Source organism: Ezakiella massiliensis (assembly GCF_059862345.1).
Map to the genome: position 1 here is coordinate 119,727 of NZ_JCBCEO010000004.1, position 23,411 is coordinate 143,137.

The following is a 23,411-nucleotide window of genomic DNA, read 5'->3' on the forward strand; positions in this document are numbered from 1 at the left end:
AAGCTTTGTCCGTCAACTTTTTTCTGCAAAGTTTTTTTAATTTCAGCCCGCACTTAAAAAAATTTTCTCATAATTTTTTAATAATTAAACCCCTCCCGAAATTAATTTTTTCATTTCAATCTTGACTAATAAATTTGATATTAAAGATCAGAAAAATTTTTAAAAGCAAAAGGCTTTTTATTTTTGCCCACAAAAAAAGCTGTGGTCTTTAAACCACAGCTTTAAAATTTGTTTTTATAAGGCTTGAGCAGCTGTTAGGTAAACTAGGTTTACTATATCTGTTACGCTGCAGCCCCTTGATAAGTCATTTACAGGTGATTTTAATCCTTGGAGGATTGGGCCTAGGGCTTCATAACCGCCCATGCGTTGGGCAATTTTGTAACCAATATTGCCTGCTTCAAGTGATGGGAAAACAAATACATTGGCTTTACCTGCAACTTCTGAACCAGGAGCTTTTTTCTTGCCAACTGATTCTACAAAAGCTGCGTCGAATTGCATTTCCCCGTCCACAACAATGTCTTCGCCCGATTCTTTGATAAGCTCAAAAGCCTTTGCAACTCTTTCAGTTTCTTCGCTATTAGCACTGCCCTTGGTTGAGAATGAAAGGAGGGCTACCTTTGGTTCAGCGATTCCAAATGTCTTTGCAGTCTTGTTTGAAAGAAGAGCATTTTCTGCAATGTCTTCTGCAGTTGGAGCGATATTTATAGCGCAGTCTGAGAAAATATATCTTTCATTGCCCTTCATCATTACAAAAACGCCCGAAGTTTTTTTGTAAGGTTCTTTCATCTTGATAATTTGAAGAGCTGGACGAACGGTGTTTCCTGTTGAGTGGTTGGCCCCACTTACAAGGCCGTCAGCCTCTTTCATATAGACCATCATTGTACCAAAATAGTTGGCGTCTTCATGAACGAGTTTTTTGGCACCTTCTTCACCGATCTTGCCCTTTCTGCGTTCGACAAAGGCTTCAACCATCTTTGTGGTATCAGCTTGGTCGGTCTTGATAACTTCCAAACCTTCGATATCTTCGTTTTTTGTAAGTACGATTGGGCGAACAATGCCTTCCTTGGTCAAAATTTTTGCTGCTTCTACAACTCTTTCATCTTCACCTTCTGGCAGAACAATTGAAATGCCCTTGCCCTTTAATGTTTCCTTTACTTCTTGAATTAAATCCATCCTTAACTCCTTTCATCAATTACATAAATCTTCTTGCCTATATATTTTAAAAGTCCATCCTCAACTTGCTCTCCCGGTACAAGTACCGGTATACCTGGAGGATATGGTGCTATAAAATCTGCGCTGACCCTGCCCACCGCCTCATCACAAGCGATTTTTATCCGCTTGCAAGCGTAGGCCTCATAAGGTTCCATGATTTTTTTAGGGATATTAAAAAAATTCTCTTTATCAAAAAATTCCCCGTCTGCATTTTTCCCAATATCTTTAATCGCATCCAAGGCCTTGGCGTAATCATCTTCCTCATTCATCAAAGTCGCGAGTAATAAAACATTTACCCCGTCATTCATCTCGGCCTCTATATTATAGTCTTCGTAGAGCTTTTTGTGAAGGGTCTCTCCATCCATGCCTCTGACATTAAAGACAATTTTTAAGGGATCGCGGTTTTCATAAGGCAAAGCTCTGACATTTTCTATTTGCTTAAGATCATCTGTCAATTTTTTTGCCCAGGCGATATTTTCAGCCAGTCTCTTTCGACCTTCAGCCTGCATAAAGGCAGCCGCCCCTTCACATGAGGCAATTATTGGATATGAGGGACTTGTCGTTTGAAAAGTTGTAATCGCCCTAAAAAGCTCGTCTACATCAACTCTGTCGCTTGCTACATGGACATAGGCAGATTGGTTGAGGCCTGTTAGCATCTTGTGGGCTGACTGGATAATTATATCTGCTCCTGCATCTATTGCCGACATGGGCAGGTCACTCGAAAAATGCAAGTGGCCGCCGTGGGCCTCGTCAACTATGAGCGTGCACTCATAATTCTTAGAAATCTTTGCAATTTTTTCTATATCCAGTGGAAAACCAAAATAATTTGGATGGGTTATCACGATTGCCTTAGGTCTTATTTTTTTGACTTGGTCTTCAAAAGATTCAAGGGAAATATTTTTATCAAAGCCCTCTGAAAAGCAAGTCTCAATATAGTGGACCTTGAGTCTATTTATAATTGCAGCCCTGATGACAGAGATATGGCAATTCCTAGCTACAAGTATGTCATCACCAGGACTCGTCGTATAAAAAACCGATGCAATTATCCCGCCCGACGACCCGTTTACAGTGTAAAAACTGGCCTTGGTCCCGAAAATATTTGCACATCGCATCTGACTCCTCTTGATTACATTTTGAGGATCGTTTAAATTGTCAGTGCCGAAGGACTCCGTAAAATCAAAAGAAGGATCCAGGTCAATCACCTGGTCCAACCTATGCTTGTGGCCCGGCATCAAAAACTTAACCGATTCCCTCTTTATATTTGCCCTTAAAGACTCGTATAATTCTCTTTTCATTAGTACTTGTCCAATTCATTTTTGCTGGATAATTCCCGGTAAAAAGAATAATTAATCAGCATAAAGATAAGACTTGCAAAAACCAATATGGTGTATTCGTCCTTGGCCCTGACTTTAAAGATGTAGACATAAAAAATTTGTACAACTTGCATGAGGGCCAGATATAAACCAAAACGTTGGAAGATCCCGCTCCTTTTGTAATAGCCGTCCAAGGTAAGGACAAAGCTCACATAAAAACCCAAAATAAGGGATGGAATGGTCCGTATTTGTGGGAGGAGCCTGCCAGGATTTTCCTTGAAGTATTCATTTTGTGGCAAGACTGCCAAAACAATTGAAATCAAAGCCAGTATCCAAATAAAATTTTGTTGGCGTTGGTATCTTTTCTTTTTAAATCTAACTATATATAAGTAATATGAAAAAACTGATAGGAGGGTAAAAAATAAGGCAAAGAGCAATCTGCTAACACCCAAAACCCTGGGCACAGATGCGGAATTTACTTCAAAATAAGCATAGGCCCTCACTATATAGGCCTGGCCAATCATAATTATGCCAAAAATACAGTAGATTCCAAGGAGCTTGTAAAAATTGCTCCACGAACTTTTTTTGAAAATATAATTAGCCATATATCCCATTGTGGATAAGAAAATTATGGCAAAAATTGTCTTCATAATATTAATAATCATAAGCGTCTCCCGTTGGAACAAGTAGGCTACCGATTTGTTTATAGCTGGCTTCAATTTTATCTGAAATCTCCCTTAAGGCTTCGACCTCGTCGATTAGATAAAAAGCCCCGCCTGCTCCTGTCATTTTAAAATTGCCAAATTGCAAAATATATTCATAAAAATTTTTCAAATCTTGGTTGTCCCTCAAAACTGGGGCCAAGAGGTCATTATAAGAATCCGAATTAAAATCATCCGGCCTCATCAGCTGGTAAACATTTTTTGAATAGCTGGGCACATCAAAAACCACCAGGGCATCTCTTTTAATCCCTGCGATTTTTTTAAGTACATCTCCCCGTTCGCTGGCAACTTGGATGCCACCGTCAATAAAAAAGCTAACGTCCATGCCTATTTGCCTGCAAATATCAAAAACATCTGCCCTAGTCATGGGAAGGTCAAAGAGTTTTTTTGCAGCCATAATAAAAGTTGCAGCATCAGATGAGCCACCCCCCATGCCAGAAGCTATTGGTAAATTCTTTATAAGCTCAATCTCCATAGGAGGTACCCTATAGGAATCTCTGAGGAGACTGAGGGCTTTTAAAACTAAATTGTCTCTTGATAAAGCTTTGACATTGCAAGTAAAGCTATCGCAGCAAGAGGATTCCTTGATACGCAAAATATCCCCAAAATCCAGCTCGGTCATCACAGATTTTATATTGTGGTAGCCGTCCGGTCTTTTTGAAAGGACCTTTAAGTTTAAATTAATTTTTCCCTTGGCTAAAAACTCATTCATATAATCACCTGTTTCCTATATTATAACAAATGATAAATAAATTTACAATTAAAATATATAATATCCAATAAAAAAGATCCCGTTTAAAACAGGATCTCAAATTCAACTTTAATCTATCTTAACCAACAAGTGGTGTTATTACAACTCGGTCGCACAAGACATCCGAATAGGAAAAGGAAACCGTCCCCGTAACATCGAGATTATAGTTTACCTCCACAGTAAAAACTCCGGGATATGTGTTTGTCACCACACCCTCTGTTTCTAAAGTTTTATTTCTGCCTAGGTCGGATTTGATCATGACAGGCTTGCCAACCAATCCTTTTAAGTTGCCCTTAATGATTTCAACTTTGCTCATAACACCCTCGCTTTCTTAAATTGTAAAAATGTATTCGCTTAACAAAATCTATTCTAACATATTTCCATTAAAAAGTCAAATTTTTCTAGGATTTTCAACACTTATAGGCCTATTGGCCAAGGAAGTTTTTATTTTTTTATAGAAGTTTTTTATAAAAAATTATTGAGGCATAATTCTTTATGGCAATAAAAATCCCAGGTCCTTTTAAAAAACCTGGGAATAAATTTTAGTTTATTTTTGCTCCGCAGGAGCCACAGAATTTTGCGCCTTCAGCATTTTTTGCCCCACAATTTGGACAAAAGCTTACTGGGCCGTTGTCAACCTCTGGGCCAGCTGGATTGTTAACGTTTTGGTTAACCTCTGCTTGAGCTGGTTGGAAAGATTCCAATCTCTTTGCTAGGATTTCAATTTCTTGGTCGTATCTCTTTACGATATCTACTTTCTTTTCGGCTATGTCCTTGAGCTCGCTTTCACTTGCTTTAACGAGATCATAGCTTTCCTTGCAAGCGTCTGCCAGGCCGTTTTCCTTTAGATGTTCGTAATTATTAAATACGTATTCACCAATCTTTTTAAATTCTTCATTGTTTTTGCCTAGAATCCTGTTTTCTTCTTCTACAAGAGCTTGAATCAAAGCTTCTCTCTTGCTTTCGCTTTCAGCGATCATCTTCCTGATTTCTTGAACTTCCTTTGGCTCTTTTGAAAAGTTAATGCCTAAATCATTTAAAAAATTCATACTACCTCCTAATAACCTAATTCAATTTCAATTAGCTTTTCCATGTTGTTTTGATTTACCTTAACCCTTAAAACATCTCCCTCCTTGTGCTTAAAGAGGAGTGTTCTAATTTGAGAAGCATTGGTTATCTCTTCTCCATCGATGTCAATTATAATGTCACCTCTGGTGAGTCCTGACTTTTCAGCTAGGCTCCCTTCTTCTATTTCAAGAATAATTGCACCGTTTTTGATATTATCTTCTATACCCATTCTGGCCTTAAAATATTGGTAGTCGGCAACCCTAACTCCAAGTACGAGTGGGCTCTTGTCTCCACGAGAAATAATTGCGTCTACAATTTCCTTGGCTGTGTTTATAGGAATTGCAAAGCCAAGTCCTTCTGTGGCCGTACCACCAATCTTAATGGTGTTGATGCCAATTACTTGGCCCTTTTTATTCAAGAGTGGTCCGCCTGAGTTGCCGTTATTAATAGCGGCGTCAGTTTGAATAAGGCCCGATATAATCTTACCGTCTTGGGTTTCAATCGTCCTATCCACGCCGGAAACATAGCCAGCTGTAACCGAACGATTGAAGTCAAGTCCCAAGGGATTTCCAATTGCAATTGCTTGTTCGCCAATATTTACCTTGTCCGAATCGCCAAGCTCAGCTGCCGGCAAATTTCTTTCGTTAACCTTTATAACGGCCAAATCCATATAAGGATCGTTCCACAAAAGTTTTGCGTCCACAGTCTTGTCGTCTTCGAGCATAACTTGGATCCTAGATGTGTTGCCATCGCTAACCACGTGCGAGTTGGTAAGTATATAGCCGTTTGAATTTATAATTACGCCACTGCCAACACCTTGGACTTCTCTCTCTCCAAAAAATGTATTTACCTTACCAGTTGTCGTGATTCCCACAACGGATGGCAGGGCCTTTTTGGCAACAGCTTCAACAGTTCCTATCTCATCAATGGTATTTATCGAAACATTTTGGGTCTCGACAACTTTTTGTATGGGATTGGCTTCATAAAACATAGATGCGCCCATATAACCGCCACCCAAACCTAGTAATACTGACAGGAGGCCAGATAAAATTACCCTTCCCACTTTCTTTTTCTTCTTAGGTTTGGCCTCTACATATACATAAGGCTCATCATCATCCGTTGTGTAATTATATCCGCCGTAGTCATACCTGCTGGCATTTCTATTGTTTAACCTATATTCATAACGCTCATCGCGTTCGCGCCTGCGAGCTTCTCTCCAAGCTTCAAAATCTTGTCTATCATCCATAATAACACCTCTTTCTAAAATAAAGATGATTGTTAGTATTAAAATTTTTAATTAAAAAATTCAAACATCAATCTTAATATTAATACAGATTTCTCCATATATTTACCCTCTTAAAATCAAATATAAACAGGGTGAAAATTTGTGCGCTCTTAAACTTCCCTCGTATTACCGAAAATATTTTTCATTTTATTTTTTGTTTTCTATTGACAAAAGCTTTTTTCTTGCCTATAATTAATAAAGTTGATATTGATTATCAATTTAGATTTGGAGGTTAAAAATGGCAAATGGTTATAGAACTGAACAAAAACAATTGATCGATGAAATTTTATCCACCGACAAGGATTATTCTTGTGATGAAATCGTGGAATATTTGCGGTCAAAGGGGACGCCCGTTAGCGTACCCACAGTTTATAGGCGGCTGGCGAAATTAAAGGAAGCCGGCAAGGTCAACAGCTTTTATGTTGACGGCAAGCTCAGATACAGGAGGACAAAGGCCGAGACTGGCTTTGCGATTTTAAAATGCAATTCATGCGGCAAGAGCTTTAAGCTGGACTGCGATGACCTCCATGACTTTTCTGACCATCTCATGAACCACCACAATTTTTTAGTTGATACCAATTCAATTATACTTTATGGATTATGTAAGGAGTGTATGAAATAATGAACAATCTAAAAAAAATATTTGTATTAATAATAGTAAGTGCTTTACTTTTTACTGCTTGTGCAAAGCCACAAGAGCAAACAAAAACCAATGAAAATGTAAAAGAAGAAAAGAAAGAAGAAGTTAAAAACGAAGAAAAATCTTCAGATCTTTCCATCGTAACAACTCTTTTCCCAACCTATTCCTTTGCTAAGGCTATAGCGCCTAAGGCAAATGTTTCCCTCTTGCTTCCACCAGGAGCAGACTCACACGCTTTTGAACCAAGCCCCGACGACATTTTGTCCTTGCAAAAGGCAAACATGGTTGTCTACACATCTGAATATATGGAAGAGTGGTTTGACAGAACTGCAAAAGCTATCGACCTCGATATGAGTAGAGTTGTAAAGGCAGCAGATGGAATTGACCTGATGAAGGGCGACGACCACGACCAAGATCACGATGAAGATGAAGACCATGACGATGACCATGATGATCACGATGATATAAATGACGATGACGACCATGATGATCACGATGATATAAATGATGACCACGATCACGACGATCATGATCATGACGACCACGACGACCACGATCACGACCATGACCACCATGGCCACGAAGGTCACCACCATCTTTATGATCCACACATTTGGACCAGCCCAGTTCTCGCAAAAAAAATGGCAGAAAATATTTACAATAAAATTATCGAAATCGATCCTGCCAACAAAGACGACTACAAGGCAAATTACGACAAGCTAATTGCAGATTTAGATGAGCTTGACAAGGAATTTAAGGACATCAAAGCAAATTCAAAGAGGGACACAATGTTCTTTGGTAGCCGTTTTGCCCTTTCCTACTTTGCCCACCAATACGATTTTGACGTGGAATCCGTTTACGATAACTGCGCTGCAAACGCTGAGCCAAATCCACGCGAGATGGCAGAAGTTATAAATGAAATGAAAGAAGAAAAAGCACCCGTTATTTTTTACGAAGAATTGGTCGACCCAAAACTTGCAAATCAAATTGCAGACGAAGTTGGAGCCAAGGCCATGCTCTTCCACTCTTGCCACAATCTATCCAAAGAAGACTTTGAAGCTGGCAAGACCTATGTGGGCATTATGAAGGCCAATGCTGAAGCTCTAAAAGAGGCCCTTAACTAATGCTGGCCGTTAAAGATTTAACAATTAAATATAAAAACAATGTAATTTTAGATAATGTAAGCTTTAATATTAAAAAAGGCGACTACCTGGCAATTGTCGGCGAAAATGGGTCGGGCAAGTCAACCTTGGTCAAGGCCATGCTGGGCCTCAAGGACTACACAGGCGCAATCGATTTGTCGGCCTTTAAAAGCGTGGGCTACCTGCCCCAAGTCGATGAATCTTTGGAAAATTTTCCGGCAACGGTCTATGAAATCGTTTCATTAGGATTGGTAAATCAAATTCGTTTTTTCTTTAAGAAATCCGACCGGCAAAAGATAGATGAGACTTTAAAAAGATTGGATATTTACGATATCAAAGATTCTTATTTCGGAGCCCTATCAGGCGGCCAAAGGCAAAGAGTTCTTTTGGCCCGGGCCCTGATATCGGGATCTGATATTTTATTTTTGGACGAGCCCACAACAGGCCTTGACCCAATTGCAACCGAAGAGCTCTACAATATTATCGACCGCTTAAATGAAGAAGGCGTGACAATTGTAATGGTCACCCACGATATAAACACCTGCATCAAGTGTGCCAAGTCTGTCCTTCATTTAAATCGAGGGATTTTATTTTACGGGTCCAAGGACGAATACCTTTCAACGGATTTATATAAAGTTATAAGCGGGGTCCATGCCCATGATTAATACATTTGTCGAAATGCTGGGCCACGGCTTTATCCAAAGGGCTCTCATAGTTGGACTCATAACTGGAATTATCAGCGCAATTATGGGAGTGAGTTTGGTTTTAAAAAACTTTTCCATGATTGGCGACGGCCTTAGTCACGTTGGCTTTGGTGCTTTCGCCCTGGCGGTTGTATTGGGCTTTACTCCCCTCTACTTCGCCCTGCCCATTGTAATTATTGCGGCCTTTTTGATGCTGGGCCTTAGCAAAAAGTCTTCTATAAATGCTGACGCCATGATCGCTCTCTTGTCCAGTTCATCTCTGGCCCTGGGCGTGGTCGCGACCAGTTTATCAAAAGGCATGACCATAGACATCTACCAATTTATGTTTGGGTCTATCTTAACAATTGGCAAAACGGACTTGTATGCAACTTTAATTATAAGCGCCATCGTCTTTATAATTTATATTTTAAATTACAATAAGATCTTTGCCATCACCTTTGATGAAAATTTTTCCAAGGCCATCGGCGTAAACGTTGACGCTTACAGGATGATGCTTGCCATCATCACAGCCCTGGTAATTGTAATTGGCATGAGGGTAATGGGAGCCATGCTAATCTCATCGCTATTATTATTCCCCGCCCTATCAAGCCTCAGGCTCTTCAGATCCTTTAAGACCTGCCTGATAGCGGCCTGCATTATATCTGCCATTTCAATTGTTCTCGGCATTTCCATTTCCTTTATGGCCTCTCTGCCAACAGGATCTGTAATTGTCCTGGTCAATCTAGTAATATTTATAATGGCAAGTATAATTGGCAAGATAAAAAAATAAAAAATCATAAGAAAATTTTTAAGCCGCGAGCTTTCTCGTGGCTTTTCTTGTTTTTTGCCCGTCTTTTTAGTATAATTAGGGGATGATGAATATGAAAAAAGAAAATTTTAATAAAAAATATTTAATAGGAATTTTGTTTGGCCTTTTGCTTTTGACTTCAATAGTAACTGGCCTTTATGAAAAACAAGTTCAAAGCCTGGCCCTTAATTTAAATGGCGAGAACTTGGGTTTAGTTAAAAATGAAAAGATAATTGAAGACGCAATCGCCAGGGCCAACAAGGCCATTCAAAAAGACAAGGCAAATGTCTATTACAAGCCGAATTTTTCCGCCACCAAGACCTATGGGGCTTACAAAAGTCTCTTGAGTGAAAAGGATTTGGCAGATCTCATTATGGAAAAAGCTGAATTATATACCAACGCTTGGATAGTGACCATTGAAGGGGAATCCGTGGCCGCCCTCTACGACAGGGACGAAGTCTTGGACGCCATCAGCTCCTTCAAGCAATCTTTTATTGGCGAGAACAAACGCATTATAAAATCCATTGACTTTATGAGTAATGTCAATATTAATTTTGGCGAAATCAGTACAGATTTATTGATGGACCAAAATCAATTTTATGAATTTTTGCTATCAAGTATTGCTGATACAAAGGTTTCCCATTATAATGCCGATAATCTAACCCCCTACAAGGACTACGAAGACTTATATGTAAAACGCGACCCAAAGTCCTTTGACGTCTTTATCAAGGACCAGGTGGAGGAAAAAATTAGCCTGCCTGCATCTACAATTTTTATTTACGATGAGACCTTAAACATGGGCGAGACTTTCGTTGAACGCGAGGGCGAGGACGGCGTTCTCCTCAGAAAATCTGAGAACGAATATATAAATAATAATATTATTAAATCCAATGTCCTAAATGAAAAATTAATCTCCTACCCCACATCTACAATCGTCCACGTAGGAGACAGGGCCCTGACCTTGAAACCTGAATTTCAAATGCCAACTTATGGGGTAATCACCAGTGGCTACGGCCCACGCTTTGATGGCTTCCACCGCGGAATCGACATCGCCGGCCCCTTTGGTTCAGACATCAAGTCATCGGCTCCTGGTAAAGTCACCTTTGCTGGCTACATGGGCTCTTATGGTTACGTGGTCTTTGTCGAGCACGCCAACGGCTACGAAACTCGTTATGCTCACATGCTTCGCATAAAAGCCTACAAGGGACAATCTGTAAATACAGGAGATATCCTTGGCGAAATGGGCTCATCTGGCAATTCCACAGGCGCCCACTTGCATTTTGAAATATTAAAAGATGGAGACCTTTTAGATCCGGAGACACAATTATGAAGACACAAGTTGAAATTAGAAGAAGCCTTATAAAAAAATATCGGAAGGAGCTTTATAGGCCCTTTATCGAGGCTATCAAAAAATATAATTTAATAGAATCGGGCGACAAGATTATGTCCTGCGTAAGTGGGGGCAAGGATTCAATCCTCCTTTCACTTCTCCTTCAAGAGCTCTTTGATCACGGCATACAAAACTTTGAGCTCAGGCATGTCATGATGAACCCCGGCTTTACCGACGAATATGTAGGAGGCATTAAAGAAATTTATAAGAATCTGGGCATTGAGCTTGAAATTTTTAAGACGGATATCTTTGAAGTGACAGAAAAAATCGCCAATGAAAATCCCTGTTTTATGTGCGCCCGCATGCGCAGAGGCGCTCTCTACAGCCACGCCCAGGAAATCGGCTTTAACAAGATCGCCCTGGGCCACCACATGGATGACGTGGTTGAGACGACCCTGATGAATATGATTATGCAGGGGTCCTTTAGGAATATGATGCCTATCTTGGATTCGGACAATTTCCCCGGCATCAAACTCATTCGCCCGCTTTACTTAGTAAAGGAATATGATATAATTAGATTTAGAGACTACGCAGAGCTCAAAACTTTGGATTGCGCTTGCGTACTTACAAAAAAGAATGCAGTCTCCACCAGAGATAGGATCAAGACCCTGCTCGGTCAAATTGAAAAAGATTTTCCCGGTGCAAAGAAAAATATTCAAAACTCAATTGAAAATGTTTCTTTGGACACCATTATAAAATAAAGAAGCAAAAGCTTTTCTACTATAAGGAGTTTACGACTTGGTTTTTACATCGACAGTATTTCTATTTTACTTTTTGCCCCTGGCACTTTTTTATCACATACTGCCTAAGAATTTAAGGATAAGAAATTTTTATCTCTTGATTCTTAGCCTCTTGTTTTATGCTTACGGCGAAGGCAAAAATATTATTTTGATGCTTATAGCAATTGCCACATCACATTTGGCGGCTATAATTATCGACAAGTATCCCAAATACAAAAAGTCAGCTCTGGTCGGCTCTCTTGTAATAATGCTGGGTCAGTTGATGATTTTTAAGTACCTGGGATTTTTTACAGGCATTTTAAATCGCTTTGCAGATGCCCCTGTAATTCACATCGGCCTGCCAATTGGCATTAGCTTTTTTACATTTCAGGCCATCTCTTATGTGGTTGACGTTTACCGGGGCCACCATCCGGCCAGAAATGTTTTTGACGCGGCCCTTTATGTAAGTCTCTTTCCACAATTGGTCGCAGGACCCATCGTCCGCTATGACACGGTTGAAAATGAACTCAAAAATCGAACTGTGACCTTGGATTCTTTTACTGAGGGCCTGGACAGATTTTTATTAGGATTTTCAATGAAAATGCTTTTATCAAATCAATTTGGTAAAATTTCTGACGCGGCCTTTAGTCTTAACACTTACAATTCGCTTTATTTTATGATGGCCCTACTTGGTGCCGTCGCTTATACACTTCATATATATTACGACTTTGCAGCCTACTCCCACATGGCAATTGGCCTAGGGAAAATGTTTGGTTTTAATTTTTTGGAGAACTTCAACTATCCATATATATCCAAGTCCATCAAGGAATTTTGGTCCCGTTGGCATATATCTCTGTCCACTTACTTCAGGGACTACGTCTACATTCCACTGGGCGGCTCCAGGTGCTCGACCGGCCGCAATATTTTTAACCTGCTCTTCGTCTGGTTCTTAACCGGCCTTTGGCATGGAGCTGGCTTCAACTTTATAGCCTGGGGCATGTACTATGCGGTCCTGCTTTTGATCGAACGCTATGTATTTAAAAATAAATTTCAGTCCCATATCATCACCATGATTCTGGTTGTAATCGGCTGGATATTCTTTAGGGCCGACGGACTCAGAGCGGCGCTTTCCTATTTGAAATCCTTTACCGTTTTTCAAATGCCCTTTGCAGGCAGAACCTGGGTCTACTACATCTTAAATTTCAAATTGGAATGGATCTTCGGTCTCTTGTTTATATCTCCATATATTGGCCAAAAAATTTCCAAGCGGCCTGTCTTGAAGCGAGTCTTACTAATATTACTCTTTATGCTTTCAATCGTAAGACTGATGACGGACGGCTTCAACCCTTTTATATATTTCAGATTCTAAAAAATAAACCCTCGATGGATTTTTCCACGAGGGTTTTTTATTATAAAATCTTATTTATTTCTTAAAAAAATTTATTTTTCCAAAAATTCTTGAGCCTGTCTTAATCCTTCGATAATTTCCAGATTTTGTGGACATTCGCCTTCGCACTTGCCGCATTCTATGCAGGCGTCTGGTGCGACCTTGCCTTCTTCGATGTACTTTTTGTATGCTTCTTTTGACTTGTCACCTTCATCGTAAAGGAAGGCGTTATTCCACATGGAGAAAATCCTTGGAATATTTATCTCAACTGTGCAAGGCATGCAGTATTCACAGGCCGTACAACCGATTTGCTCCCTGGATTTAAAAATATCCCTGGCTTTTTTGTAGAAAGCCTTATCTGCTTCTGTGATTGATGATGAATCAACAGTTGCTGCCATTTCAATATTTTCATCTATTTGCTTGATGTCGTTCATGCCAGATAAAACTGTCATTACATTATCCAAGGACAGGGGGAATTTCAAAGCCTGTTGGGAAGGGCTGAGGGGTTTAAACTCATCATTTAAATCCAAAACTTCCTTAGGCGGATTTGATAGGCGGCCACCCTTGAGTGGTTCCATAATAACAACCGGTATACCAAGGCTGGTTGCCAACTCGTAACCCTTGAGGCCTGCTTGATAATCGGTATCCAAATAATTTAATTGGATTTGGCAGAAGTCCCAATCGTAAGCCTTTACCATTTCTTCAAAGGCTGGGAATTCATCGTGGAAGGAAAAACCCATATGCTTAACCTTGCCTTCTTTTTTGATTTTGTCCATAAAATCAAACACGCCCAAGTCCTTGACCTTTCTAAAGGTCTTGATATCTAGTGAGTGCAAGAGGTAAAAGTCAATTACATCTGTGCGCAGATTTGCCATTTGCTCATTCATAAATTTTTCAAAGTCTTCATATGTTTCAACCTTCCAGCATGGGAGCTTGGTTACCAAGTGTAGTTTGTCCCTGAGCCCGTGTTCTTGAACAAATTTCCCCACAAAGGCCTCACTGGTGCCACCGTGGTAAACGTAGGCTGTGTCTATGTAATTAACTCCCTTTTCAATTGCATGCAAGAGTTGCTTGGTCGCTTCCTCTTCATTGATCTTATCATTGTCTCCATCTATAATGGGAAAACGCATACAGCCGTAACCTAAGCGGCTAACCTTGTCCTCCCCAATATTAAAATATTTCATAAAGTCTCCTCCTCACGATAATTATAACGAAATTCGAATTAAATTGCAAATAAAAAGACTAAAACTTTTAAAAAGTTCTAGCCTTTGGTTTTTAAATTATTTTTATTTCCTGTAGCCTTCAATATTTATAAAGCCATCGTGACTTCTTCGGTCATTGACCACATATTTGGACTTGCAGGGCGAGCACATCCACTTGTCGTTTTTGACTGAGTCCGTATAGGCCTTGGAATTTTCGTAGTCGACCTCAATATTTTCTCTGGCGAATAATTCATTCTGTCGAACTAATTTTTCTTCCTTGGCATTGTTAAAGCCTAAAACTTTTTTCTCATCATGGTGGGTCGCTATGCAATAATCAAAGCTCAAATCTCTTGCGATAATCTTTACATATCTTTCCAGCGATGCCGAGCAGAGAATCGTAATATACCCCTCTTCGTGGATGTCATCGATGAGATTTTGATAGCCGTAGGTTTTTAAGTGCCAAGTCACATATTTTTCCAAGTCTTCATCGGAAAATTTATTTACTAGCCAGGCTGCGAAGGATTTAAATCTTTCGATTTTAAAGCCAAGCAAAAAATTTAAGGATGCTAAAAACAATCTCCAATAAATTGCAGGTCTCGATGCAATATTGTGGACTTTTGCGTATTCAATTAAAGACATAATGGAGTCGCCCTGGGCCAGGGTCTTGTCGAAGTCGTATATTTTTACCTTTGTCATCTAAAATAAAACCCCGATTGCTCGGGGTCCCTTTCTTTAATTATTGTTCGCTGATGATGCCGTAGTTACCGTCGCCGCGTTTGTATAATACGCTGACCTTGCCTGTTTCGGCATCCAAGAAGAGATAGAAATCGTGAACGACGAGTTCCATTTGAAGGATGGCTTCTTCCCTGGACATTGGGATTAGCTCAAAGCTCTTTTCACGGACAATCTTGCCTTCTTCATGGGTTTCTTCCTTGAGAGGTTCAATGGTTTCAAATCTAATTGAGTCATTGTTTTTGTATCTCTTTTGAAGTTTGGTCTTGTGTTTTCTAACTTGTCTTTCCAATTGAGCCAAGGCCTTGTCCATGCAGTTTTGCATGTCGTCTGATTTTTGTTCGGACCTTAGGACTGCCCCATCAGGCAAGTAAACTGTGACCTCTAGGATCTTGTCGGACTTTTGTTCCTTAAAAACAACGTCCGCCTTTATATCTTCTGCGAAGAATTTATCTAGTTTGCTGAGCTTCTTTTCAGCAAGTTCTTTTAAATCGTTAGTAACTTCCATGTTTTTTCCAATGTAATTAAGTTTCATAATAATTCTCCCTTCGTCTTTTGATATATTCTATTTACCCGAAATTCTATCGCTTTACTCATCAAAAATATTTTGAATTTAAAGCCTATAATGTTATAATAAAGGTAAGAAAATTTTTAGGAGGTATTATGAAAAAATTTGTTTCATGGAATATAGATTCACTTAACGCAGCTCTTACGAGCGATTCCAATAGGGCGCAAATGTCCAGAGAGGTTTTAAAATCCATCATCGCCTATGATCCGGACTTTATTTCCCTGCAAGAAACCAAGCTTCCTGCAACTGGTCCGACCAAAAAACATTTGGAGATTATGGAAGACCTCTTTCCAGATTACGACCACGTGTGGACATCATCCAGAGAAGGCGCCAGAAAATCTTACGCTGGCACGATGATTTTATACAAAAAAGAATTTAATCCCATCGTTACAGTTCCTCACATCTGTGCACCCGAGCCCATGGACTTGGAAGGCAGGATGCTGACACTTGAGTTTGACGATTTTTTCTTTACAACCGTTTACACGCCAAACGCTGGTGACGGATTAAATAGGCTTAGTGAGAGGCAGGACTGGGACAAGTGCTATGCCAATTATCTATCCAGCCTAGACGCGGACAAACCGGTAATAGCAACTGGCGACTTCAACGTTGCCCACAAGGAGATTGACCTTAAAAATCCTGAATCCAACCACATGTCAGCAGGCTTTACCGACGAAGAGCGTGAGGGTTTTACAAATATTTTAAACAAGGGCTTTACAGATACCTTTAGGCACGTCCACGGAGATGTCGAAGGCGTTTACACCTGGTGGGCCCAAAGGGTCAAGACCAGCAAGATAAATAACTCCGGCTGGAGGATCGACTACTTCCTGGTGAGTGATCGAATCAAAGACAAGGTTTCCAAATCTGAGATGATGGATTCTGGCGACCGCCAAGACCACACGCCAATTATTTTAGAAATAGATATTTAATTTTAAGGAGGCAATATGGAAAAAATTCAAATCAATGATTTTTTTAACTACAAGTTTTTGTCAAATCTGACCAAGGTAAATGATGAACTATATTTTAATATAGCCCAAGTTTCACCTGACAAGAAAAAATACCAAACATCAATCGCTAAGTTAGACGGCAAGGATGCCAAAATTATGGCGACTAATTCTGGAGCCGGCTTTATAACAGACGGCAAGTGCCTTTATTTTACAGACAGTCGTACTGATGAAGAAAAAGAAAAATCCAAGGACGGCGGACCCCACACATCCATCTACAAGCTGGATCCTACAGGCGGCGAAGCCACCAAGTTTTTGGAATTCCCTTATAATTTTTCACTCAAAAAAATTACAGGCGACTATCTCATTATGAGCGAAGCTTATAATCCTATCTTTGAAGGCTATGCAGAGGCAAATGAAGAGGACCGCAAGAAAATCCTCGATAACAAAAAAGAAGAGGACGACTACCATGTCTTTGACGAAATTCCATTTTGGTCAAACGGCGGCGGAGTTACAAATAAAAATCGCACTCGCCTGGCCATCTATGACCTAAAAACAGAAAAATTAAATATAATTTCTGACCAGCTTACAAACTGCTACTATTCCGATTACGAGGACGGAAAAATTTTGGCTGTCACAGAAAGACATAAAGACAAAGAGCCTCTGACAAATGAAATTAATATCTACGACATAAAGGAAAATTCCTGGACCACAATTAGTCCACGCGAAGATTATTCCTATGCCTTTGCAAAATTCATGGGCGACAAGATTATATGCGGGGGAACTGATATGAAAAAGCACGGTGTCAACGAAAACCCAATAGTATTTTTGATTGACGGTTCGGGCAAAATTATCAAGGAATCCTTCCCCGACCTGTCCTTCTGGGATAGCGTTGGGTCTGATGTCCGCTATGGTGGTGGTAAGACCATGATTGCAGACGGGGAAAATTTATTCTTCACAACCACTTATCATTACAATGGCCCATTATTTAAAATGGACATGGATTTAAATCTAGAAAAAATTACAGACTTTGAAGGATCTATCGACTGCATGGAAATAATTGATAGAAAAATTTACGCAGTCGCCCTCAAAGACCAAAATCTTCAAGAAATTTATGAAGTTAATAAGGACCTCAAAGCCCTTTCAAAAGTAAATACAGGCCTTGACAATAAATATGTAGCCACTCCACAAAAAATCACTTGGGCTGCCAACGGCTACGACTACACAGGCTTTGTGTTCTTGCCTCAAGGCTTTGACGAAAAGAAAAAATATCCTGCCATCCTTGACATCCACGGTGGGCCAAAGACCGTTTACGGGCCAGTTTTCTATCACGAAATGCAATACTGGACCAATTTGGGCTATGTAGTTTTCTTCACCAACCCACGGGGATCAGACGGCTACGGCAATGACTTTATGGATATCTTTGGCAAGTACGGCGACGTCGACTACAAAGACCTCATGGACTTTACAGACAGGGTCCTCGACAAATATAAAAATATCGACAAGGATAATGTCTTTGTAACTGGCGGATCTTACGGAGGCTTTATGACCAACTGGATCGTTGGCCACACCGACCGCTTCAAGGCGGCTGCCACCCAGCGTTCAATTTCAAATTGGATTTCCATGTGGGGGACAACAGACATCGGATTTTATTTTGCATCCGACCAAACTCGGGCAGACATTTGGGATTCACACGACAAAATGTGGGACCAATCGCCCCTTAAATACGCAGACAAGGTCACAACACCGACCCTCTTCATCCACTCAGACGAAGACTACCGGTGTTACCATGTGGAAGGCCTGCAATTCTACACCGCTCTCAAATACCACGGAGTAGACGCCAGATTTGTCTGGTTCAAGGGCGAAAACCACGAACTCTCCAGGTCCGGCAAACCCCACCATAGGGTCAGAAGACTCAAAGAAATCACCGAATGGTTTGAAAAATACAAGGACAAATAAAATTTGAAAGCAAAAAGCTTTTTAAAATGATTTTTAAAAAATAAATTGATTTGCAATTCAAAATGTTTTGATAACAATTTCTGAAAAATAAATTGATTTGTAATTCAAAATGTTTGAAAATAAAAGTTTTTTAAAAAATAAAAATTGCTTTAAAAAACAAAAAGCTTTTCAAAAACAAAAACATGGCCCTTAAACTAATTCCAAGTCTAAGGGCTTTTAATTTGCTTTACTTTTTTACTTATTTGTAGTAAAGTTAAAATATATTATATTATTATGATTAAATTCGATAATAAGGAGGGCGAGAAATGAAAGCTATAATTAATACTTATAAAATTGTCAAAGACAATGCCAAAAATATTTCTCTACTTATATTGCTCCAAGCACTCTTGTCCGCCCTTGCCAGTCCCCTGATTATCTACTATACAAAAAATGTAGTGGATTCAATCGTTGGATTTGCAAGCGGCCAAGGCGATCTCAAGCCAATTGTTATCCTCATGGTCCTCTTCGCCTGGAGAGAGCTGGCCAAGTTTATTAGAAATATTTTGGATATCAAACTTGAGCAAAGGCTAGAGGAAAATTTGACGACCAAAGTTATGAAAAAACTAAACAATATTAGCATGGAAGACTTGGAAAATCCGGATTTGCAAGACAAATTAAACAAGATCAAGTCCCGACCTCACATGGATATTATTGAGCTCTTTAACTCGTCCATTGCAATTGTTTCCATCATCGTTCAAGTAATCGGTATAGCCCTTGTGTTTTTTTCTATCTCGATTTATCTGGGCATTACTTACCTGGTCTTTGCCAGCCTAGATTCCTTTATGACTTTCAAGGCTGTTAGCAAAATGGATGCAATGTTTGAAAATACTTCCCACAACGAGCGTGAGATGGACAATATCCTAAGGATTTTAAAAGACAAGGACGCCCTCTATGAGATCAAAGTTTTTCAAATGAAGAATTTGTTTCTATCAAAGTACAAAAAATATTCGGATGCAGTTTTTGATGAGCGTTTAAAGACGACCATCAGCAGCCAAAAATTCCTTTTATATTCCTCAGCTATCACTATCATCTGGTTTATCCTTGCCATTGTTTTTGTAATTTTAAAACTCTTGGCCCAAAGCATTAGCATTGGTTCTGTGACAGCTGTTATTACATCTGCAGCAAACTCCATAGATATAGCCGAGGAGCTAGTCTATGAGGCTAGCACCATTGCAAATAGCGGCTACATGGCAAATACCCTTGCTCTTATTCTTTCCCACAAGGAAAAAGAAGAGACTGACCAAAACATATCCGGTTCAAATATCGACTTTTTCAATGTGTCTTTTTCATATCCGGGTACTGACGAATTGGTTTTTAATAATTTAAACCTGTCCATAAACAAGGATAAAATCACAGCCATAGTTGGAGATAACGGAGCTGGAAAGACGACCTTGGTCAAGCTGGCTGCTGGCTTATACAGGCCAAACTCTGGAAAAGTTCTCCTGGCAGGTGCAGATCCAAATCTCCTCAGCTACAAAGCCTTATCCCAAGAAATGGCCATAGTCTTTCAAGACTTTCAAAATTTTCAGCTGTCCATCAAAGACAATATAAATTTGGACAAGGACTATGAAATAAACAAGGCCTTAGAGTTAATGGGCCTAGACAAGTATGATGGCGAAAGAAATTTAGGAAAATTAGAAGATGATGGGGTCTACTTATCTGGCGGAGAAAACCAAAAGCTTGCAATCTGCAGGGCCCTGGCAAAAAATTCAGATTTTCTAATCTTTGATGAGCCAACCGCCTCCATGGATCCGCTAATAGAAGCTAGGATGTACGAGGACATTATAAAAATCCTGGAAGACCGCGGCGCCATTATAATTACCCACCGCCTTGTCCTGTCACGTCTTGCAGATGAAATTATCGTCCTCGACAAGGGCAGAGTTATAGAGAGAGGAAATCACGAGACCCTAATGCAAGCCAAGGGCAAGTATTACCGTATGTATCAAGAACAGGCCTCGTGGTATAAGGAGGATAGCCATGCTTAAAATATTAAAAAAAGTTTTTAAAATATGTCCCCTGGCCCTGACCTATGTTATTTTAAATCATATTATAAATGGATTTTTGATAGCTGGCAATTTGTATGTGACCATGAACATTATAGAGTCGGCCTTTGACTATATTAATAAACAAACTAGCATACAACCAGTGATTACTTACAGCCTGTATTTTTTGGCCCTGATATTAATAAGCAGGATTTTGGAATATTTTTATGCCATAACAATGAACGGCTATTTGTATGAAAAAACTGGCAAAGAACTTAAATACGAAATGGGGCAAAAACTAATAAATCTGGACCTATTAAAATTTGAGGACAGGGATTTTTTAACCAATATCCAAAGGGCCCACAAGGCCTTGGACGATGAGATTATCAGCACCTGTGCCCACACATGCGCAAGAATTTTGGGCCATGTCTTTACCATTGTCCTTATAATTATCAGCCTGGGATCCTATTCGACTAAGCTTATTTATCTCGCAATCTTAACCACTGTCCCCTATCTAATAACCCGCCTTATTCGTGGCAAGGCCTTTTACGATTTAAAATCTATCCAAGCCTTTGACCAAAGGAAGCTAGAGTATTTTTATTCACTATTTATAGATACAAAAACCAATCGGGAAATAAAAATAAACGACAGTGCGGACTTTTTCTTAAACAAATACACAAATGTTTTTCATAGTATGTCAGCAGATTATTATAAGGAAAAAACTAAGGACGCCCGTCAGCTCCTCTTCTGCGATATATTAAATGTTATCTCCTACTCCCTGGCCCTCTTTATAACGGTAAATCTCGCTCGCAAGGGGCAAATTCAAATAGGAATGATGGGAGCGGCATTAATTGCTTACAAGGAAATGCAGGATGCCAGCAAATATATTATTAGCTCCCTTGGAAATCTGCCAAGCAGGCTGGCCTTTGCCAACGATTATATGAATTTCATCGGCCAAGACCTGGACGACAAAGATTATTGTCTGGCATTTGATGGGATAAGCTTAGAGGATGTTAGCTTTTCTTATCCAAATTCAGAAAACGGAATTAAAAATCTTGATATTAAAATCAACAAGGGTCAGTCTCTGGCAGTTGTCGGAGAAAATGGGTCTGGTAAAACCACCTTTAGCAAGGTGTTAACAGGCATTTATACATCAAGTGGAAATATTTATGCGGGCAATAACACATATGGGGAAAAAGCCCTTAGCCTTGACGATTTTTCTATCGTTCCACAGACTAGGACTGTCAGCAACCTCACTGTAGGCGAGCACGTTGGCGCCAGCCAAGATTACGATCCGGCCCGAGTCAAGGACTGCCTAACCTATGTTGGCCTAAGGAAACTCGCCACTGACCAAATGCTAACCACCAGGCTAGGCAAAGACTTTGATGGAATAGAATTATCAGGTGGTGAGCGTGAAAGATTGGATATTGCAAGGAGCCTTTACAAAGATGCCGACCTTATAATCTTGGACGAACCAACTTCCGCCTTGGATCCAATAGAAGAAAGTAGAATTTTAAAACAGTTCCTCCAAGTCTCTAAAAATAAAACTTCAATAATCATCAGCCACAGGATTGGCATCTGTAGGTTTGTAGACAGAGTTGCAGTCTTTAAAGACGGCAGACTCATCGGACTCGACAACCACGAAGCCCTAATGGAAACCTGCCCCTATTACAAAGATATGTACCTGGCTCAAAGCAAATTTTATAATTAAATCTACACAACTAAATATTTATACGCAAAAATCCTCCGCTGCTCGTGATATACACCCACGAAGCACGGAGGGTTTTTTTAAATATATTTTTTTATGGCTGCCTCTAGGTCTGCAGAATTTCTGATGATTGTCGCAGATTTGTGGGGCTTATATTTTTTCAAATAATTTCTTTCGTCCACAAACCAGCGGCTTTCAAAGTTTTTGTAAGCCTCAGGTCCCACCCTCCTTTTCACTCTTTTTTTACAAAGATTTTTGTCCGTCTTTAAATAAAGGGACAAGTCCCTGTAATAATCAAGGAGTTTGGTCGAAGAGTAAGAGCCTTCAAGTAAAGTGATTTTTGACGGCGGTGCGTACTTGATAAAATATCTTTGCTTTTTGCAATCAAAGGCTGGATAATAAAAGCCGTCTTCCTTTAAGGCCTTTGGCAGGATATTTTTAATAAAAAAAGGGGCGTTAAAGTTGCCCGCCAGCGGATGTTTCTTTTCATTTGCAGGATAAAAGAAATCGTCCGCATGGAGAACTCTAAGGCCATCAATTTTTAGGCCCTCAGACAAATGGCTTTTGCCAGAGCCCGAGGGTCCATCTAAAGTAATAAAAATCAATCGAAATCCCTTACATACTTTCTCAATAGTAAAATTACAATTGGAACTAAAATTATATGAAGGATAATGGCTGGTAAACCCTTAACAAACATTGATGTTACCCATGCACTAACTGAATACGGCTTGCTTATTGTAAGCATAAAAACATATTGGGCAAAACCGTAAACAATCCTACCTGCTACCATAGCCAAGGCTGTTGAAACAAAGGTGCCAATAGCATCTTTGGTTAGCATTTTTTGGAATAGACCTGAAAACAAACCGTATGAACCACATTCAACCATCATAACAAAGGCGTATGGGAATTGTGGCATGCTTGTGATAAGACTTGAAGTGAGAACTGTGAGTACTCCTACCAAAAGTTCATGGATTGGTCCCATAAGAGCTCCAGCAATTAAGGCTGGGATATGGATTGGTGAAAACATCCTTGACATATTTTCTCCAAGTTGGTGGAAAACCATTGGGAGAATAAGTCCAAGAGCGATAAAAAGTCCAATAAGAACAATGTCTTTTGTTTTAATTTTCATAAAAACCTCCTCTGACATAAGTCATTTTTTT

Annotated in this window: 23 protein-coding genes; 11 read left to right on the forward strand and 12 right to left on the reverse strand. The window is 39.7% G+C overall.

Annotation, left to right across the window (positions count from 1 at the left end; genetic code table 11):
• Window positions 1-234 precede the first annotated feature (234 nt).
• The 7 genes from pta to AC6FXG_RS06560 all read right to left on the reverse strand — a co-directional run bounded on the left by pta (window position 235) and on the right by AC6FXG_RS06560 (window position 6,312).
• The gene (gene pta, locus AC6FXG_RS06530; RefSeq protein ID WP_500572040.1) at window positions 235-1,173 is read right to left on the reverse strand and encodes a phosphate acetyltransferase; all 939 of its coding nucleotides are present in this window, start codon (window positions 1,171-1,173) and stop codon (window positions 235-237) included.
• Window positions 1,174-1,175: 2 nt separating this feature from the next.
• Complete coding sequence (locus AC6FXG_RS06535) at window positions 1,176-2,507, reverse strand: aminotransferase class I/II-fold pyridoxal phosphate-dependent enzyme (protein ID WP_500572041.1); 1,332 nt, start codon at window positions 2,505-2,507, stop codon at window positions 1,176-1,178.
• Window positions 2,507-3,190: a hypothetical protein gene (locus AC6FXG_RS06540; RefSeq protein WP_500572042.1), complete on the reverse strand. Its 684-nt coding sequence runs from the start codon at window positions 3,188-3,190 to the stop codon at window positions 2,507-2,509. Before AC6FXG_RS06540 ends, AC6FXG_RS06535 begins: the two co-directional genes overlap by 1 nt.
• Window positions 3,180-3,959: a 4-(cytidine 5'-diphospho)-2-C-methyl-D-erythritol kinase gene (locus tag AC6FXG_RS06545; protein WP_500572043.1), complete on the reverse strand. Its 780-nt coding sequence runs from the start codon at window positions 3,957-3,959 to the stop codon at window positions 3,180-3,182. The genes AC6FXG_RS06540 and AC6FXG_RS06545 overlap by 11 nt, the downstream gene beginning before the upstream one ends.
• Before the next feature lie 118 nt (window positions 3,960-4,077).
• Window positions 4,078-4,314: a Veg family protein gene (locus tag AC6FXG_RS06550; RefSeq protein WP_075574625.1), complete on the reverse strand. Its 237-nt coding sequence runs from the start codon at window positions 4,312-4,314 to the stop codon at window positions 4,078-4,080.
• 226 nt (window positions 4,315-4,540) lie between these two features.
• A complete protein-coding gene (locus tag AC6FXG_RS06555) occupies window positions 4,541-5,047 on the reverse strand; it encodes a zinc ribbon domain-containing protein (protein WP_500572044.1) in 507 nt (168 codons plus the stop codon).
• Between the two features lie 8 nt (window positions 5,048-5,055).
• Window positions 5,056-6,312, reverse strand: coding sequence for a S1C family serine protease (locus AC6FXG_RS06560; RefSeq protein ID WP_500572045.1), 1,257 nt, complete (start codon window positions 6,310-6,312; stop codon window positions 5,056-5,058).
• Between the two features lie 277 nt (window positions 6,313-6,589).
• On the opposite strand from AC6FXG_RS06560, the gene AC6FXG_RS06565 reads away from it, so the two are divergent.
• The 7 genes from AC6FXG_RS06565 to AC6FXG_RS06595 all read left to right on the forward strand — a co-directional run bounded on the left by AC6FXG_RS06565 (window position 6,590) and on the right by AC6FXG_RS06595 (window position 13,102).
• On the forward strand, window positions 6,590-6,973 hold the full coding sequence (locus AC6FXG_RS06565; RefSeq protein ID WP_500572046.1) for a Fur family transcriptional regulator: 384 nt from the start codon (window positions 6,590-6,592) through the stop codon (window positions 6,971-6,973).
• Window positions 6,973-8,115, forward strand: a complete 1,143-nt coding sequence (locus tag AC6FXG_RS06570) for a metal ABC transporter substrate-binding protein (RefSeq protein ID WP_500572047.1) — start codon at window positions 6,973-6,975, stop codon at window positions 8,113-8,115. Before AC6FXG_RS06565 ends, AC6FXG_RS06570 begins: the two co-directional genes overlap by 1 nt.
• Entirely contained in the window at window positions 8,115-8,798 is a 684-nt protein-coding gene (locus AC6FXG_RS06575) for a metal ABC transporter ATP-binding protein (RefSeq protein WP_500572048.1), read from the forward strand. The genes AC6FXG_RS06570 and AC6FXG_RS06575 overlap by 1 nt, the downstream gene beginning before the upstream one ends.
• Entirely contained in the window at window positions 8,791-9,606 is an 816-nt protein-coding gene (locus AC6FXG_RS06580; protein WP_500572049.1) for a metal ABC transporter permease, read from the forward strand. The genes AC6FXG_RS06575 and AC6FXG_RS06580 overlap by 8 nt, the downstream gene beginning before the upstream one ends.
• A 91-nt stretch (window positions 9,607-9,697) precedes the next feature.
• Window positions 9,698-10,954 (forward strand): peptidoglycan DD-metalloendopeptidase family protein, encoded by a 1,257-nt coding sequence (locus tag AC6FXG_RS06585; RefSeq protein WP_500572050.1) that lies wholly within the window; start codon window positions 9,698-9,700, stop codon window positions 10,952-10,954.
• Window positions 10,951-11,715, forward strand: coding sequence for a tRNA 2-thiocytidine biosynthesis TtcA family protein (locus tag AC6FXG_RS06590; RefSeq protein WP_500572051.1), 765 nt, complete (start codon window positions 10,951-10,953; stop codon window positions 11,713-11,715). Before AC6FXG_RS06585 ends, AC6FXG_RS06590 begins: the two co-directional genes overlap by 4 nt.
• Before the next feature lie 190 nt (window positions 11,716-11,905).
• Window positions 11,906-13,102, forward strand: coding sequence for an MBOAT family O-acyltransferase (locus tag AC6FXG_RS06595; RefSeq protein WP_500572052.1), 1,197 nt, complete (start codon window positions 11,906-11,908; stop codon window positions 13,100-13,102).
• Between the two features lie 71 nt (window positions 13,103-13,173).
• On the opposite strand, the gene AC6FXG_RS06600 is transcribed toward AC6FXG_RS06595, so the two are convergent.
• From AC6FXG_RS06600 to hpf, 3 genes are all read right to left on the reverse strand, one after another.
• Entirely contained in the window at window positions 13,174-14,304 is a 1,131-nt protein-coding gene (locus AC6FXG_RS06600) for an aldo/keto reductase (RefSeq protein WP_500572053.1), read from the reverse strand.
• A 102-nt stretch (window positions 14,305-14,406) separates the two neighbouring features.
• A complete protein-coding gene (locus tag AC6FXG_RS06605; protein ID WP_500572054.1) occupies window positions 14,407-15,018 on the reverse strand; it encodes an HAD family hydrolase in 612 nt (203 codons plus the stop codon).
• Window positions 15,019-15,058: 40 nt separating this feature from the next.
• Window positions 15,059-15,589 (reverse strand): ribosome hibernation-promoting factor, HPF/YfiA family, encoded by a 531-nt coding sequence (hpf, locus tag AC6FXG_RS06610; RefSeq protein WP_099950998.1) that lies wholly within the window; start codon window positions 15,587-15,589, stop codon window positions 15,059-15,061.
• A 128-nt stretch (window positions 15,590-15,717) separates the two neighbouring features.
• Here hpf and AC6FXG_RS06615 point away from each other — a divergent pair, with 128 nt between their 5' ends.
• The 4 genes from AC6FXG_RS06615 (at window position 15,718) to AC6FXG_RS06630 (ending at window position 22,254) form a co-directional block, all read left to right on the forward strand.
• A complete protein-coding gene (locus AC6FXG_RS06615; RefSeq protein WP_500572055.1) occupies window positions 15,718-16,548 on the forward strand; it encodes an exodeoxyribonuclease III in 831 nt (276 codons plus the stop codon).
• Window positions 16,549-16,563: 15 nt separating this feature from the next.
• Entirely contained in the window at window positions 16,564-18,522 is a 1,959-nt protein-coding gene (locus AC6FXG_RS06620) for a S9 family peptidase (RefSeq protein ID WP_500572056.1), read from the forward strand.
• A gap of 305 nt (window positions 18,523-18,827) precedes the next feature.
• The gene (locus AC6FXG_RS06625) at window positions 18,828-20,546 is read left to right on the forward strand and encodes an ABC transporter ATP-binding protein (RefSeq protein ID WP_500572057.1); all 1,719 of its coding nucleotides are present in this window, start codon (window positions 18,828-18,830) and stop codon (window positions 20,544-20,546) included.
• The gene (locus tag AC6FXG_RS06630; RefSeq protein WP_500572058.1) at window positions 20,539-22,254 is read left to right on the forward strand and encodes an ATP-binding cassette domain-containing protein; all 1,716 of its coding nucleotides are present in this window, start codon (window positions 20,539-20,541) and stop codon (window positions 22,252-22,254) included. Before AC6FXG_RS06625 ends, AC6FXG_RS06630 begins: the two co-directional genes overlap by 8 nt.
• Before the next feature lie 77 nt (window positions 22,255-22,331).
• Here AC6FXG_RS06630 and AC6FXG_RS06635 read toward each other — a convergent pair whose 3' ends face one another.
• The gene (locus AC6FXG_RS06635; protein ID WP_500572059.1) at window positions 22,332-22,856 is read right to left on the reverse strand and encodes a hypothetical protein; all 525 of its coding nucleotides are present in this window, start codon (window positions 22,854-22,856) and stop codon (window positions 22,332-22,334) included.
• Window positions 22,853-23,380: an ECF transporter S component gene (locus AC6FXG_RS06640; protein WP_500572060.1), complete on the reverse strand. Its 528-nt coding sequence runs from the start codon at window positions 23,378-23,380 to the stop codon at window positions 22,853-22,855. The genes AC6FXG_RS06635 and AC6FXG_RS06640 overlap by 4 nt, the downstream gene beginning before the upstream one ends.
• Window positions 23,381-23,411 lie beyond the last annotated feature (31 nt).

Coding starts and splice junctions, on each gene's coding strand:
- AC6FXG_RS06550 (WP_075574625.1), bottom strand. CDS start 4,314: ATGAGCAAAGTTGAAATCATTAAGGGCAACTTAAAAGGATTGGTTGGC.
- hpf (WP_099950998.1), bottom strand. CDS start 15,589: ATGAAACTTAATTACATTGGAAAAAACATGGAAGTTACTAACGATTTA.
- AC6FXG_RS06560 (WP_500572045.1), bottom strand. CDS start 6,312: ATGGATGATAGACAAGATTTTGAAGCTTGGAGAGAAGCTCGCAGGCGC.
- AC6FXG_RS06590 (WP_500572051.1), top strand. CDS start 10,951: ATGAAGACACAAGTTGAAATTAGAAGAAGCCTTATAAAAAAATATCGG.
- AC6FXG_RS06540 (WP_500572042.1), bottom strand. CDS start 3,190: ATGATTATTAATATTATGAAGACAATTTTTGCCATAATTTTCTTATCC.
- AC6FXG_RS06600 (WP_500572053.1), bottom strand. CDS start 14,304: ATGAAATATTTTAATATTGGGGAGGACAAGGTTAGCCGCTTAGGTTAC.
- AC6FXG_RS06630 (WP_500572058.1), top strand. CDS start 20,539: ATGCTTAAAATATTAAAAAAAGTTTTTAAAATATGTCCCCTGGCCCTG.
- AC6FXG_RS06615 (WP_500572055.1), top strand. CDS start 15,718: ATGAAAAAATTTGTTTCATGGAATATAGATTCACTTAACGCAGCTCTT.
- AC6FXG_RS06625 (WP_500572057.1), top strand. CDS start 18,828: ATGAAAGCTATAATTAATACTTATAAAATTGTCAAAGACAATGCCAAA.
- AC6FXG_RS06575 (WP_500572048.1), top strand. CDS start 8,115: ATGCTGGCCGTTAAAGATTTAACAATTAAATATAAAAACAATGTAATT.
- AC6FXG_RS06585 (WP_500572050.1), top strand. CDS start 9,698: ATGAAAAAAGAAAATTTTAATAAAAAATATTTAATAGGAATTTTGTTT.
- AC6FXG_RS06565 (WP_500572046.1), top strand. CDS start 6,590: ATGGCAAATGGTTATAGAACTGAACAAAAACAATTGATCGATGAAATT.
- AC6FXG_RS06535 (WP_500572041.1), bottom strand. CDS start 2,507: ATGAAAAGAGAATTATACGAGTCTTTAAGGGCAAATATAAAGAGGGAA.
- AC6FXG_RS06640 (WP_500572060.1), bottom strand. CDS start 23,380: ATGAAAATTAAAACAAAAGACATTGTTCTTATTGGACTTTTTATCGCT.
- AC6FXG_RS06580 (WP_500572049.1), top strand. CDS start 8,791: ATGATTAATACATTTGTCGAAATGCTGGGCCACGGCTTTATCCAAAGG.
- AC6FXG_RS06620 (WP_500572056.1), top strand. CDS start 16,564: ATGGAAAAAATTCAAATCAATGATTTTTTTAACTACAAGTTTTTGTCA.
- AC6FXG_RS06605 (WP_500572054.1), bottom strand. CDS start 15,018: ATGACAAAGGTAAAAATATACGACTTCGACAAGACCCTGGCCCAGGGC.
- AC6FXG_RS06545 (WP_500572043.1), bottom strand. CDS start 3,959: ATGAATGAGTTTTTAGCCAAGGGAAAAATTAATTTAAACTTAAAGGTC.
- AC6FXG_RS06570 (WP_500572047.1), top strand. CDS start 6,973: ATGAACAATCTAAAAAAAATATTTGTATTAATAATAGTAAGTGCTTTA.
- AC6FXG_RS06595 (WP_500572052.1), top strand. CDS start 11,906: ATGCTTATAGCAATTGCCACATCACATTTGGCGGCTATAATTATCGAC.
- AC6FXG_RS06555 (WP_500572044.1), bottom strand. CDS start 5,047: ATGAATTTTTTAAATGATTTAGGCATTAACTTTTCAAAAGAGCCAAAG.
- pta (WP_500572040.1), bottom strand. CDS start 1,173: ATGGATTTAATTCAAGAAGTAAAGGAAACATTAAAGGGCAAGGGCATT.